General features: G+C 61.2%; 13 protein-coding genes. 11 read left to right on the top strand and 2 right to left on the bottom strand.

The features are described from left to right. Positions 1-63: 63 nt before the first annotated feature. Genes NAV32_RS13935 through NAV32_RS13925 form a run of 3 tightly spaced genes read left to right on the top strand, consistent with a single transcriptional unit; the run spans position 64 to position 3,504 of the window. The gene (locus tag NAV32_RS13935; RefSeq protein WP_256053396.1) at positions 64-1,416 is read left to right on the top strand and encodes a chromosome partitioning protein ParA; all 1,353 of its coding nucleotides are present in this window, start codon (positions 64-66) and stop codon (positions 1,414-1,416) included. Between the two features lie 3 nt (positions 1,417-1,419). Then, positions 1,420-2,373, top strand: a complete 954-nt coding sequence (locus NAV32_RS13930; protein WP_256053395.1) for a 1-aminocyclopropane-1-carboxylate deaminase/D-cysteine desulfhydrase — start codon at positions 1,420-1,422, stop codon at positions 2,371-2,373. A 24-nt stretch (positions 2,374-2,397) separates the two neighbouring features. Further along, the gene (locus tag NAV32_RS13925; protein WP_256053394.1) at positions 2,398-3,504 is read left to right on the top strand and encodes a cyclic nucleotide-binding domain-containing protein; all 1,107 of its coding nucleotides are present in this window, start codon (positions 2,398-2,400) and stop codon (positions 3,502-3,504) included. A 6-nt stretch (positions 3,505-3,510) separates the two neighbouring features. Here NAV32_RS13925 and chrA read toward each other — a convergent pair whose 3' ends face one another. Continuing rightward, entirely contained in the window at positions 3,511-4,722 is a 1,212-nt protein-coding gene (chrA, locus tag NAV32_RS13920) for a chromate efflux transporter (protein ID WP_256053393.1), read from the bottom strand. 84 nt (positions 4,723-4,806) lie between these two features. Beyond that, on the bottom strand, positions 4,807-5,739 hold the full coding sequence (locus NAV32_RS13915; protein ID WP_256053392.1) for a DUF1853 family protein: 933 nt from the start codon (positions 5,737-5,739) through the stop codon (positions 4,807-4,809). Positions 5,740-5,945: 206 nt separating this feature from the next. On the opposite strand from NAV32_RS13915, the gene NAV32_RS13910 reads away from it, so the two are divergent. The 8 genes from NAV32_RS13910 (at position 5,946) to NAV32_RS13875 (ending at position 16,476) form a co-directional block, all read left to right on the top strand. Continuing rightward, positions 5,946-6,833, top strand: coding sequence for an NAD(+) kinase (locus NAV32_RS13910; protein ID WP_256053391.1), 888 nt, complete (start codon positions 5,946-5,948; stop codon positions 6,831-6,833). Next, complete coding sequence (locus NAV32_RS13905; protein ID WP_256053390.1) at positions 6,833-7,792, top strand: metallophosphoesterase; 960 nt, start codon at positions 6,833-6,835, stop codon at positions 7,790-7,792. Before NAV32_RS13910 ends, NAV32_RS13905 begins: the two co-directional genes overlap by 1 nt. Then, positions 7,793-8,650: a rhomboid family intramembrane serine protease gene (locus NAV32_RS13900; RefSeq protein ID WP_256053389.1), complete on the top strand. Its 858-nt coding sequence runs from the start codon at positions 7,793-7,795 to the stop codon at positions 8,648-8,650. A gap of 110 nt (positions 8,651-8,760) precedes the next feature. After that, positions 8,761-9,036, top strand: coding sequence for a YeaC family protein (locus NAV32_RS13895; RefSeq protein ID WP_181086527.1), 276 nt, complete (start codon positions 8,761-8,763; stop codon positions 9,034-9,036). After that, complete coding sequence (locus tag NAV32_RS13890; protein ID WP_256053388.1) at positions 9,036-9,869, top strand: DUF2797 domain-containing protein; 834 nt, start codon at positions 9,036-9,038, stop codon at positions 9,867-9,869. Before NAV32_RS13895 ends, NAV32_RS13890 begins: the two co-directional genes overlap by 1 nt. 220 nt (positions 9,870-10,089) lie before the next feature. Continuing rightward, positions 10,090-12,747, top strand: a complete 2,658-nt coding sequence (gene pepN / locus NAV32_RS13885; RefSeq protein ID WP_256053387.1) for an aminopeptidase N — start codon at positions 10,090-10,092, stop codon at positions 12,745-12,747. Positions 12,748-13,021: 274 nt separating this feature from the next. Beyond that, positions 13,022-14,125 carry a YCF48-related protein gene (locus NAV32_RS13880; protein WP_256053386.1) on the top strand — a complete coding sequence of 368 codons (1,104 nt, stop codon included), beginning with the start codon at positions 13,022-13,024 and terminating at the stop codon, positions 14,123-14,125. Next, positions 14,122-16,476, top strand: coding sequence for an efflux RND transporter permease subunit (locus tag NAV32_RS13875; RefSeq protein ID WP_256053385.1), 2,355 nt, complete (start codon positions 14,122-14,124; stop codon positions 16,474-16,476). Before NAV32_RS13880 ends, NAV32_RS13875 begins: the two co-directional genes overlap by 4 nt. The last annotated feature ends 31 nt before the right edge of the window (positions 16,477-16,507 follow it).

Raw genomic sequence — 16,507 nt, 5'->3', positions numbered from 1 at the left:
GGATGGCGTCGTAGGCACTGTCCCAGCATTGACTGTCCCACCGAGTTGTTGAGGATGCCGCGCATGCAGATCAAACCGCAGACGGTCGAAGCCGTTCTGTTCTTCAACGATGCCGGTGTCTGCAAGGAAATGCTCTATCCCGAATTCGAAGCCATGCTCGATGGCGTGGTGACTATGCCCGAATTCGCCGACCAGCAGATGCGTGTTGTCTATGTACTGGTCAATTCACGCCTGCAGATACGCGCGGCGGTGTTCTTTTATCTCGATTTCAATGAAGACGGTTCGGCTGACAGTGGCTGGAATATTCCGCTGCGCAGCCTGGCCGAGCGTACCGGGCGGGGGCCGGACCTGGGTGCCGGGCGGATTCGCCTGGCCTGTCGCAGCCAGTGCCCGGTTGCCTGGCATCAGATGCACCTGTGGGACCCGGAGCTGACGCAGGAGCGGAATCATCTGCTCATGTTGCGCGACCGTGTCAGTCGCAACCAGTTGGGTTTGCTGGTTGATGAGGACACACCGCAGGTGGTGTCCGCCGAACGATTGCAGGTGGTTGCCGAAGAAACCTGGTACGCAGCCGATTCCAGCAAGGCACGACGGGACGAAAAACTCGAACAGGAGCAGCGCCTCAAGGCTGCGCAACTGATCAAGCAGCAGCGGTTACGCATCGCCAATCTCGAGCGCCAGCGCGAAGTGGAACTTGGCAAGCTGCGTGAGCTGGCCGTGCAGCAACAAGGCAAGCTGCAGCAGGAAAATACTCAGTTGCGCCAGGCTTTGCTTGAGCAGGAACAGGCCACGGCCCGCTTGCGTGCCGAACTCACGGCGCAGGCCGAAGGTTTCCAGAGTACGCGTGAGGAAATGAGCCGGCAGTTGCGTGCCCTGGAACGTAACAGCCGGGCTGAAGCCGATGCCGCGCGGGTGCAGTTCGATAGCGAGCTGCAGGCTCAGGTGGCGACAGCGCTGGCTGAAGCCAGGGAACAGATCGCCATACGCGATGTGGAGCTGGCCTATCGCAACGACCTGGACAACCAGTTGCAGGAAGAAATCGAACAGTTGCGCAAGCAATGCCAGACGCTCACCGAAAACAGCAGCGAGCGTGTGTTGGCGCGGCTGTCGAATCTTGGTGTCCTGTTTGTCGCCTATCATCCGGGCGCCGGGCACCTGACCATAGCGTTACAGGACCTGCCGCGTTATCAGCAAAACCCACTGGCCTATGCGGCGGCCAAGTGCGGCGTAAGCGAGGAGCAGTACCGTCAGTGGGTGGAGCATTACCAGCAGCCGAGCTGCGTGGCTGCATTGTCAAGTGGTGAGCGATGCAAGATGCCGCTGGACAAGGTGGACTCGCCCAGCCGCTTTGTCATCGGCGAATCCAACTGTTGCGCCAGGCATCGCCCACAGGATCGCTTGCGTACCGGAAGCTGAGCCTTGCTAACCCATCCTTCGCTTGTCACTGCCTTTGCGGAGGCGCCGCTACAGCGCGTGGATTTGCCCTGGCTGCGTCAGGCGGGCGTGCAACTGGCCATTCTGCGGCTGGACCAGATCGATCCGGAGCTGTCCGGCAACAAGTGGTTCAAGCTTGCCCATCACCTTGAAGCAGCCCGTGATGCCGATGCGCGAGGCCTGATCAGCCTCGGAGGGCCTCATTCCAACCATCTGCATGCCCTCGCTGCCGCAGGCAAGCGCTTCGGCCTGGCTACGGTCGGCCTGTTGCGCGGCACCATGCAGACGACCCCGACCACCGAAGACCTGCAAGGCTTCGGCATGCAGCTGCACTGGCTGGGTTACGGCGGATATCGCGAGCGGCATCGCCCCGGCTTTTTCGAACCCTGGCTGGAACGCTACCCCGATTACTATTGCGTGCCCGAAGGCGGTGGCGGTTTGTCCGGCGCTTTGGGGTGCGCGCCGCTGGTGCCTTACGTACAGAAGCAGCTGGCGGCGCTGGGCTGGAGTGACTACGATGGCTGGTGGCTCGCGGCGGGTACCGGCACGACCCTGGCCGGGTTGGTGATTGGCGAGCGGGGGCAAGGTGGACACCCGGTCCACGGCGCTCTGGCAGGGCCAGTGAAGCACGGTGTTGCGCAGGAGGTCGGCAAGCTGCTGGGTGAAGCGGGGATGGCGAATGAAGGTTATCGACTGATTGATGCCAGCCGAGGTGGGTTTGGGCGTTTCGATGCCGAGCTTGCGCACTTTCTGGCTGACGTCGAACTTGCAACCGGCCTGCCGCTGGAGCCTGTCTACACGGCAAAAGCAATGATGGCATTGCGCCTTTGTGTCCAGGGCGATTACTTTGTCAGGGGTTCGCGAATCATCTTCGTGCACACCGGTGGCCTGCAGGGTCGGCGGGCCGCTCAGGCATCGCTGGACACGCTGCTGCGCTGATCTCTCGCATTCTGGAAACCCTGGATGAACAAGCCGCTGCTACCTGATCAGCTACGCAGTCTGATTCCGCTCAACACGCTGTCGCAGCGACAGCTGGAACAGCTGCGTGGCCAGCTTGCGCCGCGCCTCCTGCTGGCAGGCCAGTCGCTGTTCGACAGCGATAATGACAAGGCGGTGACCTGCTTTCTGCTGTCCGGCACCCTGGCCCTGCAGGCGCCGAATGGTCAACACTGGCGGATGAGCGCCGGCTCTCCGGAGAGTTGTCGCGGACTCTCTCTGGGCGCACGGTTGGTCCGGGCAGAGGCAGTCGAAGCTGCAAGCGTGCTGGTATTCGACAGCGTAGAGCTGGAGCGCCTGGTTTCTCGAAATCAGGCCCATGCCGATCTGTTGCTGGAGCTGGCATTGGCAGGTGAGCTGACCGACTGGCTGGAGGTGCTGCTGGGCAATCCGTTGTTTGCCAGGGTTCCGGTGGAAAATGTGCGGCGTATGCTGGACCGGCTCGAGTCGATGGAGCTTCCTGGCGGTCATGTGTTGCTGCGTGAAGGTGAGGCGGGCGACTGCTGTTATTTCCTCAAGCGCGGCAGGGTTGAAGTCATGACCGGCCTTGGCAGTGAACGCCAGGTGGTGGCGGAGCTGGAGGTTGGGGCCTGTTTCGGTGAGGAAGCCTTGCTGACCGAGCGGCCTCGCAATGCCACCGTGACACTTATAGAAGATGCCTGTGTGTTGCGGCTGGCCCGTGAGGATTTCATTGCCCTGCTCAAGGCGCCGGTGGTGGCCGAATTGAGCCTGTCCGAAGCAAGGGCGCTGATCGCAGACGGCGCGCAGTGGCTGGATGTGCGGCTGATGGATGAATACCAGTACGGTCATGCGCCACAGGCATTGAACATGCCTCTGCACCTGCTGCGTCTCAAGGCGCGTCTATTGAAGAAGGATCGTGTCTATTTGTGCTACTGCGACAGCGGCAAGCGCAGCGCCAATGCAGTCTTCGTTCTGACTCAGCTGGGTTTCAGCGTTCATGCGTTGCGCGACGGACTGGCTGGTCTGTCCGCGGAGGAACATGCGGTGCTGCTTTGCGAGCAGGGCAACGGTTATCTGGCGCGCTCGGATGGTCGCACCGAACGCAGCGGCTGAGGGCTTTCAGGCCAGCGCCCAGCCGGCTATTCCTCCGGTCAGAACCACCAGCCAGGGCGGCAGTTTCCAGCGCATCAACGCCACCAGTGCGACAAGGCCCAGGGCGAAATCCTTCAGGCTGTGGATGGCACTGGTCCAGACTGGATCGTAGAGAGCAGCCAGCAGCAACCCGACCACGGCAGCGTTCACGCCGGTCAGCGCCGCCTGGATGCGCCGGTTGGTGCGCAGCCGATCCCAGAACGGCATCACGCCGAAGACCAGCAGAAACGAAGGTATGAAAATGGCGACCAGACACAGGGCTGCGTTCAGCACAGGCCCGTTGCCGCCAGCCACGGAGCCGCCAAGGAAAGCTGAAAAGGTGAACAGCGGGCCGGGCACGGCCTGTGCCGCGCCGTAACCGGCCAGGAAGACATCATTGTTGACCCACCCGCTGGGTACCACTTCGGCCTGCAGCAGCGGCAGTACTACGTGGCCGCCACCGAAGACCAGCGCGCCGGCCCGGTAGAAGGCATCCAGCAAGGCCAGTGCCTGACTGCTGGATGCCGCCGCCAGCAGTGGCAGAACAGCCAGCAGCACAAAGAACGAGATCAGTGCCGTTATGCCGATCAGGTTGCTGGTGCGTGAGAGAAAGGCTGGCGCGGCGATGGTCGCTGCGGGACGGAACAGCGCCACGCCCATGAGGCCGGCCAGGACGATAACGCCCAGCTGCGCCCAGGCGCCGGGCAGGATGAGAACCGCAAGCGCAGCAATCAGTGCCATCGCGAGGCGCGGGCCGTCGGGGCAGAGGCTGCGTGCCATGCCCCATACGGCCTGAGCCACGACAGCCACTGCGACGATCTTCAAACCGTGCAGCAGGCCTTCCGACAGGCCATTGCCCCAGTTGGCGATGCCCAGCGAGAGAAGCAGAAGGGCTATCGCCGAGGGCAGGGTGAAGCCGGCCCATGCGGCAAGGGAGCCGCTGTAGCCCCCGCGAAGCAGGCCTATGGCGATGCCCACCTGGCTGCTGGAGGGGCCGGGAAGGAACTGGCAGAGGGCAACCAGATCGGCATAGCTGTGTTCGTCGAGCCACTGGCGACGGCGGACGAATTCCTCGCGGAAGTAGCCGATGTGGGCAACCGGCCCGCCAAAGGACGTCAGGCCCAGACGCAGGAAAACCAGAAAGATGTTCCAGGCGCTTGAAGGAAGAGGGTCGTGCGAGGCGTTAGTGAGCGAAGGCATCTATAAACCGTGCAAGTACAGGTGCTGGCGCAGCAAGTATGAGGCATTCAGATGACATCCGGATGACCGGCTATGTTCTGCCGTTCAGTCAGGCCAGCCGTCCGGCACCAGGAACAGGCGTTCCTGTTCTGTCCAGATTGCCTTTTCATCAGCTTCCATGCGAGCCAGCAGCCGTGCCTGTGAGCGCGTTGTGGCCTCGGAAATCCAGTTGTCGAAATCCGAGGCCTGCCAGATCGCAGCACTTTCCAGGCGCGCCGGCGCCAGCCAGACATGCCGAGGCTGGGGTTGCCAGCGTGTGTCGGGGTGATGGCTGAGAAATGCTGGCCAGTCACGCTGGCGCAACCAGTACCCCTTCAGGTGGTCCGGATTGGCGCCTGCTGGTGACTTTGGGTCCGCATTCCAGGGCTGGAACAGATAGCCGCCGAGCCAGAATGCGCTGTCGATTGCCTCACAGGTGAGTTCGCTGAGGACGCTTTGGGCGCAGGCAGTGGAGCAAATTTGTAATTGATGCTCGCAGATGCGCTGCAGCTTGATGTCCAGCCGGTCCTGGCTGCCGGGCCCCAGCCAGTGGTCGTGCCGGCTGCGGTCACCGTGTTCCAGACCCAGGTAGAACTTTACCGCCAGCTCCAGATGATGCACGCCTTCGGCGTCGCGGATGATCAGGTCGAGCTCGCCAAGCGTCTGGTTATCCTGGCGAATCGGCAGGTTGGCTCTAAGCAGTTCAACATCCGGCGCCTGGCACAGCGCAAACTGCCAGAGGCGCTCGTAATACAGCCCCAGACGATGGATGTTGTGCTGTTCGAGCCAGGCCTGGAGCATTGCTGGCTGGGTGTCGAGCAGGCGCAACCAGTCTGCCAGCTCATCAGGATGTTCGGCCCAGCGGCTGGCCGCCAGCGGATGTCGCTGCGGTGCTGATGCATTGTTCAGTAGCGGCGGCGACAGCAGCGTCCAGGCGAGATCCCGCACCTGCGGATGCAGGAGCTCGGGCAGCAGCTCGGCAAGACGGGATAGGTTCATACGGCAAGCATAGCCCAGGGTCTGTACGTTTCAGCGTAAGCCGCGCTGCTGCGAAAAATCTCGCCATGTTCCGGCGCGGTCACGATGATACGTCGACAGACCCTATGGCCCGTTTGCCGCCCCTTGCGGCTTTCACCCATAATCGCCCGAACGCACTGCGGCGCGAGCAGCCCGCCATCATCCGTCACGTCTGTCAGGGAGCTTTAATGGACCAGTTCCGCAATATCGGCATCATCGGCCGCCTGGGCAGTTCCCAGGTGCTGGATACCATTCGCCGGCTGAAGAAGCTGCTCGTGGAACGCCATCTGCACGTGATTCTCGAAGAGAACATTGCCGAGGTGCTGCCGGGGCACGGCATGCAGATCTCCTCACGGCAACGGCTGGGTGAATCCTGTGACCTGGTAATCGTGGTGGGCGGTGATGGCAGCCTGCTTGGTGCGGCCCGTGCCATGGCCAAGCATCGTGTGCCGGTGCTGGGGATTAACCGGGGCAGCCTGGGCTTTCTCACCGACATTCGTCCTGATGAGCTGGAAGAGAAGGTGGTCGAAGTGCTCAGCGGGCAGTACACGCTGGAGAACCGCTTCCTGCTGGAAGCCCAGGTGCGGCGTTTCGAGGAGTCCATCGGTGAGGGTGACGCGCTCAATGACGTGGTGCTGCATCCGGGCAAATCGACGCGGATGATCGAATTCGAGTTGTATATCGATGGCCAGTTCGTCTGCTCGCAGAAGGCTGACGGCCTGATCGTCGCCACGCCCACCGGCTCCACGGCCTACGCGCTTTCCGCGGGTGGACCGATCATGCATCCGCGGCTGGACGCCATCGTCATCGTGCCGATGTATCCGCATACGCTGTCCAGCCGGCCCATCGTGGTGGATGGCAACAGCGAGCTGAAGATTGTGGTATCGCCGAACATGCAGATCTACCCGCAGGTCTCCTGTGACGGGCAGAACCACTTCACCTGTGCCCCCGGCGACACCGTCACCGTGCGCAAGAAGCCGCAGAAGCTGCACCTGATCCACCCGCTGGGCCACAACTACTACGAGGTCTGCCGCACCAAGCTGGGCTGGGGCAGCCGCCTCGGTGGAGGCGAATAGTGATTGTTGACCCAGACCGTAGTTACGACCTTATCGGGGACGTACACGGTTGCGCCCGTACCCTGGCCCGCCTGCTCGATCAGCTTGGCTATCGGCAGCAAGGTGGCATCTGGCGGCACAAACGTCGGCAGGTGATCTTCCTTGGCGACATCATCGACCGTGGCCCACGCATTCGTGAGGCGCTGCATCTGGTTCATGACATGGTCGAGGCAGGTCAGGCCCACTGCATCATGGGCAACCACGAGTTCAACGCGCTGGGCTGGTATGCCGAGGCGCCACGGGAAAGCGGCCAGACGTTTGTGCGTGAACACACGCCGCGTTACGCCATGCTGCTGCAGGAGACTTTCCGCCAGTTCGAGCACTATCCGGAAGAGTGGCAGGCCTTTCGCGAGTGGTTCATGGACTTGCCGCTGTTTCTGCAGAGCGAGCGTTTCCGTGTGGTGCATGCATGCTGGGACAACTCTGTGATCGATCAGCTGCGCCAGCGCTTGCAGCAGGGACGGATCGATGCCGAGTTCCTGCGCGAGGCCGCATTCCCCAAGCAGTTCGCTGCCAAGGCGCTGGATCGCCTGTTGCGCGGCACCGACATGCCGCTGCCGGAAGGCCTGACCCTGACCAGCGCCGAGGGTTTCACACGCAATTTCTTTCGCACCAAGTTCTGGGAAGAGAATCCCAAGACCTATGGCGATATCGTCTTCCAGCCCGATGGCCTGCCGGAAAAGGCGGCCCGTCTGCCGCTCAGCGAGAGTCAGAAGAGTCGCCTGTTTCTCTATGGCCCCGATGAACCGCTGCTGTTCGTCGGCCACTACTGGCGCAGCGGACAACCGGCACCGATCCGCCATAACCTGGCGTGCCTGGACTACAGCGCGGTGAAGTACGGCAAGTTGGTGGCCTATCGGCTCGACCAGGAAACCCTGCTCGACCCGGCGAAATTCTTCTGGGTAAACGTGGAGCGTTAGATGTCCGCAGTCGAGGCTTTACGCCTGCCGTTGTCGGTTGATCTGAGCGGATTCGTCGCATTGCTGCGACGGCTGCAGGTGCCCTGTCGTGTCAGCGAGGAGGCGGGTGAGCAGGTGCTGCGCGTGCCGGCGGAAACTGCCGAGCAGGTTCGTGAGTTGTATCAGCGCTATCCCCAGGGCGATCAGGCGGTGGTGCTTGAGCAGTCGCCAAGCCGCCGCGGTGGCTTTTTCGCGAGCCTGGCGCGCAGTCCGCTGACCGCCGCGATGCTGCTGCTCACACTGCTGGCAGCGGCTGTGACCCTGCTGGGGGACAACTACGATGCCATCCGCTGGCTCAATTTCAGTGATTTCCAGATCGAGGGTGACTATGCCTATTTCGCCACGCTGGAGCAGACCCTGGCGACGAATCAGTGGTGGCGGCTGATCACCCCGATCTTCGTGCACTTCGGCTTTCTGCATCTGGCGATGAACTCGATGTGGTATTGGGAGCTTGGGCGACGCATCGAGTATCGCCAGGGCGCGCTGATGCTGTTCGGGCTGACGCTGCTCTTCGCGCTCGTCTCCAACGGCAGCCAATATGTGTTTGGCGGTCCCGGCATCTTCGGCGGTCTTTCCGGTGTGCTTTATGGGCTGCTGGGCCATTGCTGGCTGTTCCAGAAACTGGCGCCGGACGAAGCTTACCGCCTCCCGTCAGGCGTAGTGGTGCTGATGCTGGTCTGGCTGGTGGTGTGCCTGACCGGACTTATCGAGGTGCTCAGCTTCGGCACCCTGGCCATCGCCAATGCGGCTCACGTAGGGGGGCTGGTGATGGGCTGCATCACCGGGGTAGCTGGCGGATTACTGGCGCGCAAGCGCTAGACCGGAGCCGGCATCAAGTACGCACGCGGGTTTCACCCGCCCTACGGCCTGCCTTCAGCTTCCAGCGCCCAGTTCCGTTAGAATGCACTTTTTGTCACCGGGAGCAGGTCATGTCGTCCTTTATCGAAGCCATCGAAAACATCACCCCTGAAATCTATGAAAACCTCAAGCTTGCCGTCGAACTGGGCAAGTGGGGTGATGGGCGCAAGCTGACTGTCGAACAGAAGGAAACCTGTCTGGCGGCGATGATCGCCTGGGAAATGCAGAACCTTCCCGAAGAGCAGCGCACCGGCTACCTGGGTGGTCAGGAATGCGGCTCCAAGAGCAAGAACAAGGCGCCCATCGACACCAGCCTGTTCGCTCCCGCTTCCGGGACCCGTCACTGATGCTTGAATTGGGACGCGGTGCGCTGAGCAAGATGTCAATCCAGCTGGGTGCGCCGGTGCAGTATTCCTTCCGTTTGAATGACGCGTTGGTGCCGGTCAATCCGCTGATTGGCAAGACCCTGAGGCTTGAGTATCTCGGCGCTATCAATTGCACCCATTGCGGGCGCAAGACCAACAAGAGCTTCAGCCAGGGCTTCTGCTACCCCTGTTTCAAGAAGCTGCCACAGTGCGACGTCTGCATCATGAGCCCGGAAAAATGCCACCACGACTTCGGCACCTGCCGCGATCCGCAGTGGGGCATGGACTTCTGCATGACCGATCATGTGGTCTACCTGGCCAACTCTTCGGGGATCAAGGTAGGCATCACCCGCGCCACGCAGTTGCCGACGCGCTGGCTCGATCAGGGCGCGAGCCAGGCCTTGCCGATCATGCGTGTCGCCACGCGTCAGCAGTCAGGGCTGGTGGAAGACCTGTTGCGTAGCCAGGTAGCCGACCGCACCAACTGGCGTGCGCTGCTCAAGGGTGATGCCGAGGCGATGGATCTTGTGCAAGCTCGCGAGCGCATTTTCGATGCCTGTGCCGAGGGTTTGCAGGCGCTGCAGCAGCGCTTCGGCCTGCAGGCGATCCAGCCGGTGGCTGATGCCGAGGTTGTCGAGATTCGCTATCCGGTGGAAGCCTATCCGACCAAGATTGTCAGCCTGGACCTGGAGAAGACCCCGGTGGTCGAGGGCACGCTCAAGGGCATCAAGGGTCAATACCTGATCCTGGATACCGGCGTAATCAACATCCGCAAGTTCACCGCTTATCAGGTTGCGGCCAGCACTGCTGCGTAGGGTGGATAACGCTTCGCTTATCCACCCTACGGGCCGGCAGGCTCAAGGGTGAGCGGCCTGGAACAAGCGCGTGGAAAAGGCTTCGCCGTTTTCCACCCTACAAGTCCGCCGCGACAGGCGCTAAGCTCGAGCTCATCCGCAGCCCGGTGACCGGGCTGGCAGTCCATTGCCACATTTCCGCTTGAAGCTTGCTGCTTGAAGCTCAGTTGACGAGGTTTCCATGCGTACCGAACAACCGAAAGTCATTCATCTCAAGGATTATCAGGTGCCGGCGTACCTGATTGATGAAACCCACCTGACCTTCGAGCTGTATGAGGACCGCACCCTGGTGCATGCCCAGTTGGTGATGCGCCGCAACCCGGAAGCCGGTGCCGGCTTGCCGCCTCTGGAGTTGCACGGGCAGAATTTGGAGCTGGTGTCGCTGTCGCTCAATGACCGTCAGCTGGAAACCGGCGACTACCAGATCGGCGAAGAAACCCTGACGCTGCAACCCGACAGCGAGCGCTTCACGCTTGATAGCAGCGTGGTTATCCACCCTGAAACCAACACTGCGCTGGAAGGCCTCTACAAGTCCGGCAAGATGTTCTGCACCCAGTGCGAAGCCGAAGGCTTTCGCAAGATCACCTGGTACCTCGACCGCCCGGACGTGATGAGCATCTTCACCACCACGGTTAGCGCCGACAAGCAGCGCTACCCGATTCTGCTGTCCAACGGCAACCCGGTTGCCAGCGGCAGCGAAGACGATGGCCGGCACTGGGCGACCTGGGAAGATCCGTTCCGAAAGCCTGCCTATCTCTTTGCGCTGGTGGCCGGCGATCTCTGGTGTGTTGAGGACAGTTTCACCACCATGAGTGGCCGTGACGTGGCGCTGCGTATCTATGTCGAGCCGGAAAATCTCGACAAGTGCCAGCACGCCATGGACAGCCTGAAGAAGTCGATGAAGTGGGACGAAGAGGCCTATGGCCGCGAATACGATCTGGACATCTTCATGATCGTTGCAGTCAACGACTTCAACATGGGCGCCATGGAGAACAAGGGCCTCAACATCTTCAACTCCAGCGCCGTATTGGCCCACGCCGAAACGGCTACGGATGCCGCCCACCAGCGCGTGGAGGCCATCGTCGCCCATGAGTATTTCCATAATTGGTCGGGCAACCGCGTGACCTGCCGTGACTGGTTCCAGCTGTCGCTCAAGGAGGGCTTCACGGTGTTCCGCGATGCGCAGTTCTCCTCCGACATGAACTCGGCGACCGTCAAGCGCATCGAGGACGTGGCCTATCTGCGCACCCACCAGTTCGCTGAAGATGCCGGCCCCATGGCCCACTCGGTGCGCCCAGAATCCTTCATGGAGATCTCCAACTTCTACACCCTGACCGTCTACGAGAAGGGCGCCGAAGTGGTGCGCATGGTTCAGACGCTGCTGGGCAAAGAAGGCTTTCGCAAGGGCAGCGACCTGTATTTCGAGCGCCACGATGGCCAAGCGGTGACGGTAGATGACTTCGTCAAGGCCATGGAAGACGCCAACGGCGCCGACCTCGGCCAGTTCAAACGCTGGTACAGCCAGGCCGGCACACCGCGTCTGACGGTCAGCGAGCGTTATGACGAGGCCGCACACACCTATAGCCTGAGCTTCCGCCAGAGCTGCCCGGCAACGCCCGGTCAGGACAGCAAGGAGCCCTTCGTCATACCGGTGGAGCTGGGCCTGCTGGCTGCTGATGGTGCGCAAATGCCGCTGCGCCTGCACGGCGAGGCTGCGCCTGTTGGCACCAGTCGCGTGCTGGCCGTGACCGAAGCCGAGCAGAGTTTCACCTTCGTCGATGTGGATGAGCGCCCGTTGCCGTCGCTGCTGCGCGGCTTCTCGGCCCCGGTCAAGCTGGAGTTCCCCTACAGCCGCGACCAGCTGATGTTCCTCATGCAGCACGACTCAGACGGCTTCAATCGCTGGGAAGCCGGCCAGCAGCTATCGGTGCAGGTGCTGCTGGAGCTGATCGGCCAGCATCAACGTGGCGAGCCGATGGCGATGGACGAACGCCTGACCGAGGCGCTGCGCAACGTGCTGCAGAACGAGACGCTCGATCCGGCCATGGTTGCCGAGATGCTTTCGCTGCCCAGCGAGGCCTACCTCACCGAAATCAGCGAAGTGGCCGATGTCGATGCCATCCACGCAGCTCGCGAGTTCGCCCGTCGCGAGCTGAGCAGCCGTCTGTTCGATCTGCTGTACCAGCGTTATATGACCAATCGTGAAGTCTCGCGCCAGACGCCTTACGTGGCCTCGGCAGAGCATTTCGCCCGCCGCGCGCTGCAGAACATTGCGCTGGCTTACCTGATGTTCAGCGAGCGCTCGGACATCCTTTCGCTGTGCCTGGACCAGTTCGACACCGCCGACAACATGACCGAACGCCTGTCGGCGCTGGCCTCGCTGATCAACTCGCCGTTCGAGGAGAAGCGCGGGCTGGCGTTGGAATCCTTTGCTGAGCAATTCAGGGACAATCCGCTGGTAATGGACCAGTGGTTCAGCGTGCAGGCGGCCAGCCCGTTGCCCGGTGGCCTGGAGCGGGTGCAGGCGCTGATGCAGCACCCGGCCTTCACCTTGAAGAATCCCAACAAGGTGCGCGCGCTGATCGGCGCCTTTGCCGGCCAGAACCTGATCAACTTTCATCACGCCGATGGCAGCGGTTACCGCTTCCTGGCTGATCAGGTCATCACGCTGAATGCCATGAACCCGCAAATCGCTTCGCGCCTGCTGGGGCCGCTGACCCGCTGGCGCAAGTACGACAGCAGCCGTCAGGCGCTGATGAAGGGCGAGCTGGAGCGCATCCTGGCTTCCGGTGAACTGTCCAGCGACGTCTATGAGGTGGTGAGCAAGAGCCTGGCTTGAAGGGAGTCTGTGGCCTGCCTGCTTCGTGGGCATGGTCCGCTGCTGGCAATTGCGTACCGGGTTGTAAGAGTCGATAGCTGTTGATGGTGCCCGCGCCTGCATGCGTCATGCGCGCGAGGGCACCAGAGTGCCGCAGATCCAGTCCTGTGATCAGGTCCCGAGAGTTAACAAAAGATAACGTCCCATCGATTGTAAGTGCTTTCCAAAGCTGGCTAGGATGGCTGCGTCCGTCATGATTTGACGGCCCTTACTAATAAGAACAAAGGGGATTGTTATGACTGAGCCCGTCTTCTGGCGTGGCCAGGCTGGCCCTGTGCCTGCCGTGTTCCGTAGGCCGGAGCGCACCCGCTTCTCGCCCCTGGTCCGTTTGCTTTCTGCGTGCAGCCTGTTTGCACTGCTGTGTGGCGGTGTTGCTGCGCATGCACAGCCTGGCGATCCTCAGCTTCGCTATTCCATCGAATCCCCGAAAGCGGCCTCCAACCTGCTCCTCGACGTAACCCATGCAGGTTCGCGTCTGGTCGTGGCAGGTGACCGGGGCCACATTCTCTACTCCGACGACGGCGGTGCCGGCTGGGCGCAGGCGAAGGTGCCCACCCGGCAACTGCTTACCGCCATCTATTTCACGGATGATCGGCATGGCTGGGCTGTTGGCCACGATGCACTGATCCTGGCCACCACCGATGGCGGGGAGACCTGGGCGCATCAATACGAGAATCGCGAGGCCGAGGTGCCCCTGCTTGATGTCTGGTTCGAGAATGCCGAACACGGCCTGGCGGTGGGCGCTTACGGAATGCTGCTGGAAACCCACGACGGCGGTCAGCACTGGGATGACATCAGTGATCGGCTCGACAATGAAGACGGCTATCACCTGAACGCCATCACCGCGATCCAAGGCTCAGGCCTGTTCGTCGTGGGCGAGATGGGTGGAATGTTCCGTTCTCCGGATATGGGCCAGACCTGGGAACGGGTCGAGTCGCCTTATCAGGGCTCGCTGTTTGGCGTGATCAGTGGCAGCGAAGCGGGCCTTGTGGTTGCCTTCGGATTGCGCGGGCATCTGTTCCGTTCGGTGGATTTCGGCAACAACTGGGAAACGATTGCGCTGGGCAGCCGCGACAATCCCCTGGAAGCCGGTCTGGCCGACGGCAACCTGCTCGACGATGGGCGCATGGTGATCGTCGGTCATGGCGGTGTGGTGCTGAGCAGCGATGATCAGGGACGTTCGTTCGAGATTTACAACCGCCCTGATCGGCGTTCCCTCTCCGGTGTGGTGGCCAATGCGCACGACAACCTGATCCTGGTAGGGCAGAGCGGCATAAGCATCGCTTCGTCGACGGGCGCGAATCTGCCCAACAATAACAATAAGCCGGAGCAACCATGACCAAGCATCAACAGAAACCGGCGTCCGTTCTGGAGCGTCTGATATTCAACAACCGGCCGGTCGTGGTGCTGATCTGCCTGCTTATAAGCGCATTTCTGTTTTATCAGGCTGCTCAGGTACGACCTTCGACCAGTTTCGAAAAAATGATTCCGCTGGGGCACCCGTATATTCAGAAGATGCTCGAGCATCGAGATGATCTGGCCAACCTTGGCAATACGGTGCGTATTTCGGTCGCCGCCAAAGAAGGCGACATCTTTTCCAAGGAGTACATGGAAACGCTTCGCCAGATTCATGACGAAGTCTTCTATATCCAGGGCGTTGACCGCTCGAACATGAAGTCGCTCTGGAGCTCCAGTGTTCGCTGGACCGAAGTGACCGAGCAGGGCTTTGCCGGCGGCGAGGTCATCCCCCAGACCTACGACGGGTCTGAGGAGAGCCTGGAGGACCTGCGCAACAACATTCTCAAGTCGGGACAGGTCGGACGTCTGGTCGCTAACAACTTCCAGTCGAGCATCATCGATGTGCCGCTGATGGAGTCCTATTCCGATCCTGAAGACCGCAGCCGTCTGATCGCGCTCGATTACCAGCAGTTTTCACATGAGCTGGAAGAGAAAATTCGCGACAAGTACCAGACACAGAATCCCAATGTGGAAATCCATATCATCGGCTTCGCCAAGAAGGTAGGCGACCTGATCGATGGGCTGGTGGGGGTTGTGCTGTTCTTCTTCGTCGCCATCGGCATCACGCTGGCGCTGTTGTTGTGGTTCACCCGTTGCGTGAAGAGCACCATTGCGGTGGTGGTGACGACGCTGATTGCGGTGGCCTGGCAGCTTGGCTTGCTGCACACCCTGGGTTTCGGCCTGGACCCATACTCGATGCTGGTGCCGTTCCTGGTGTTCGCCATCGGCATTTCTCACGGCGTGCAGAAAATCAACGGCATCGCCATGGCTTCAGGCCAAACCGACGATCCCCTGATCGCAGCGCGTCTGGCCTTCCGTCAGCTGTTCGTGCCCGGCATGGTGGCGCTGGCTTCCGATGCTGTGGGTTTCGTGACCCTTCTGCTGATTGATATTGGTGTGATCCGCGAGCTGGCCATCGGTGCGTCGCTCGGCGTTGCAGTGATCATCCTGACCAACCTGATTCTGCTTCCGGTGGCGATTTCCTACATGGGAATCAGCCAGCGCGCGGTCAAGCAGGCGCGTGAAGAAGCTGCGCGCGAACATCCGTTCTGGCGGATGCTGTCCAACTTCGCCAATCCGGTTGTCGCACCGATTTCCATCGTGATTGCCCTGCTCGCTGTTGGTGGTGGCCTCTGGTACGGACAGAACCTGAAGATTGGCGATCTTGACCAGGGTGCTCCGGAATTACACCCGGACTCGCGCTACAACCTGGATAACGATTTCATTATCAAAAACTACTCAACCAGCTCCGATGTGCTGGTGATCATGGTCAAGACTGCGCCGGAGGGCTGTGCCCACTACGACACGCTCGCTGCCATGGACGAGTTGATGTGGAAGATGGAAAACACCGCAGGTGTTCAGTCGGCGGTCTCCATGGTGTCCGTGGCCCGGCAGAGCATCAAGGGCATGAACGAGGGCAGCCTGAAGTGGGAGACGCTCTCGCGCAACCAGCATGTGCTGAACAACTCCATTGCGCGTGCCGAAGGCCTTTACAACAGCGACTGTTCGCTGGCACCGGTTCTGGTGTTCCTCAATGACCACAAGGCAGAGACCCTGGACCACGTGGTTTCTGCGGCCAGCGAGTTTGCCGAGGCGAACAACCGCGAAGGGCTGGAGTTCGTGCTGGCGGCAGGTAACGCCGGTATCGAGGCGGCCACCAACGAGGTTATTGCGGCATCTGAAACCACCATGCTGATTGCTGTGTATGCAGCGGTGAGCTTCATGTGCCTGCTGACCTTCCGATCGGTTGCGGCAACCCTCTGTATCATCCTGCCGCTGGTGCTGACGTCCATTCTGGGCAATGCGCTGATGGCGTATATGGGCATCGGGGTGAAAGTGGCGACGCTGCCGGTGATTGCGCTGGGTGTGGGCATCGGTGTGGACTACGGCATCTACATCTACAGCCGTCTGGAAACCTTCCTGCGTCAGGGCATGACGCTGCAGGAAGCCTACTACCAGACACTGAAATCCACTGGCAAGGCGGTCATGTTCACCGGCGTATGTCTGGCGATCGGGGTCTTTACCTGGGTGTTCTCGGCCATCAAGTTCCAGGCGGATATGGGCCTGATGCTGACCTTCATGTTCCTCTGGAACATGGTCGGGGCGATCTGGCTGCTGCCGGCCCTGGCACGGTTCCTGATCAAGCCGGAGAAACTGCGGCAGCAGGCGTGATGGTCATGCAGTAACGAAAACGCGGCCTTAG

The sequence above is a fragment of the Stutzerimonas stutzeri genome, from assembly GCF_024448695.1.
Taxonomy (GTDB): Bacteria; Pseudomonadota; Gammaproteobacteria; order Pseudomonadales; family Pseudomonadaceae; genus Stutzerimonas; species Stutzerimonas stutzeri_T.
This window is presented reverse-complemented; position numbering and strand designations above follow the sequence as displayed.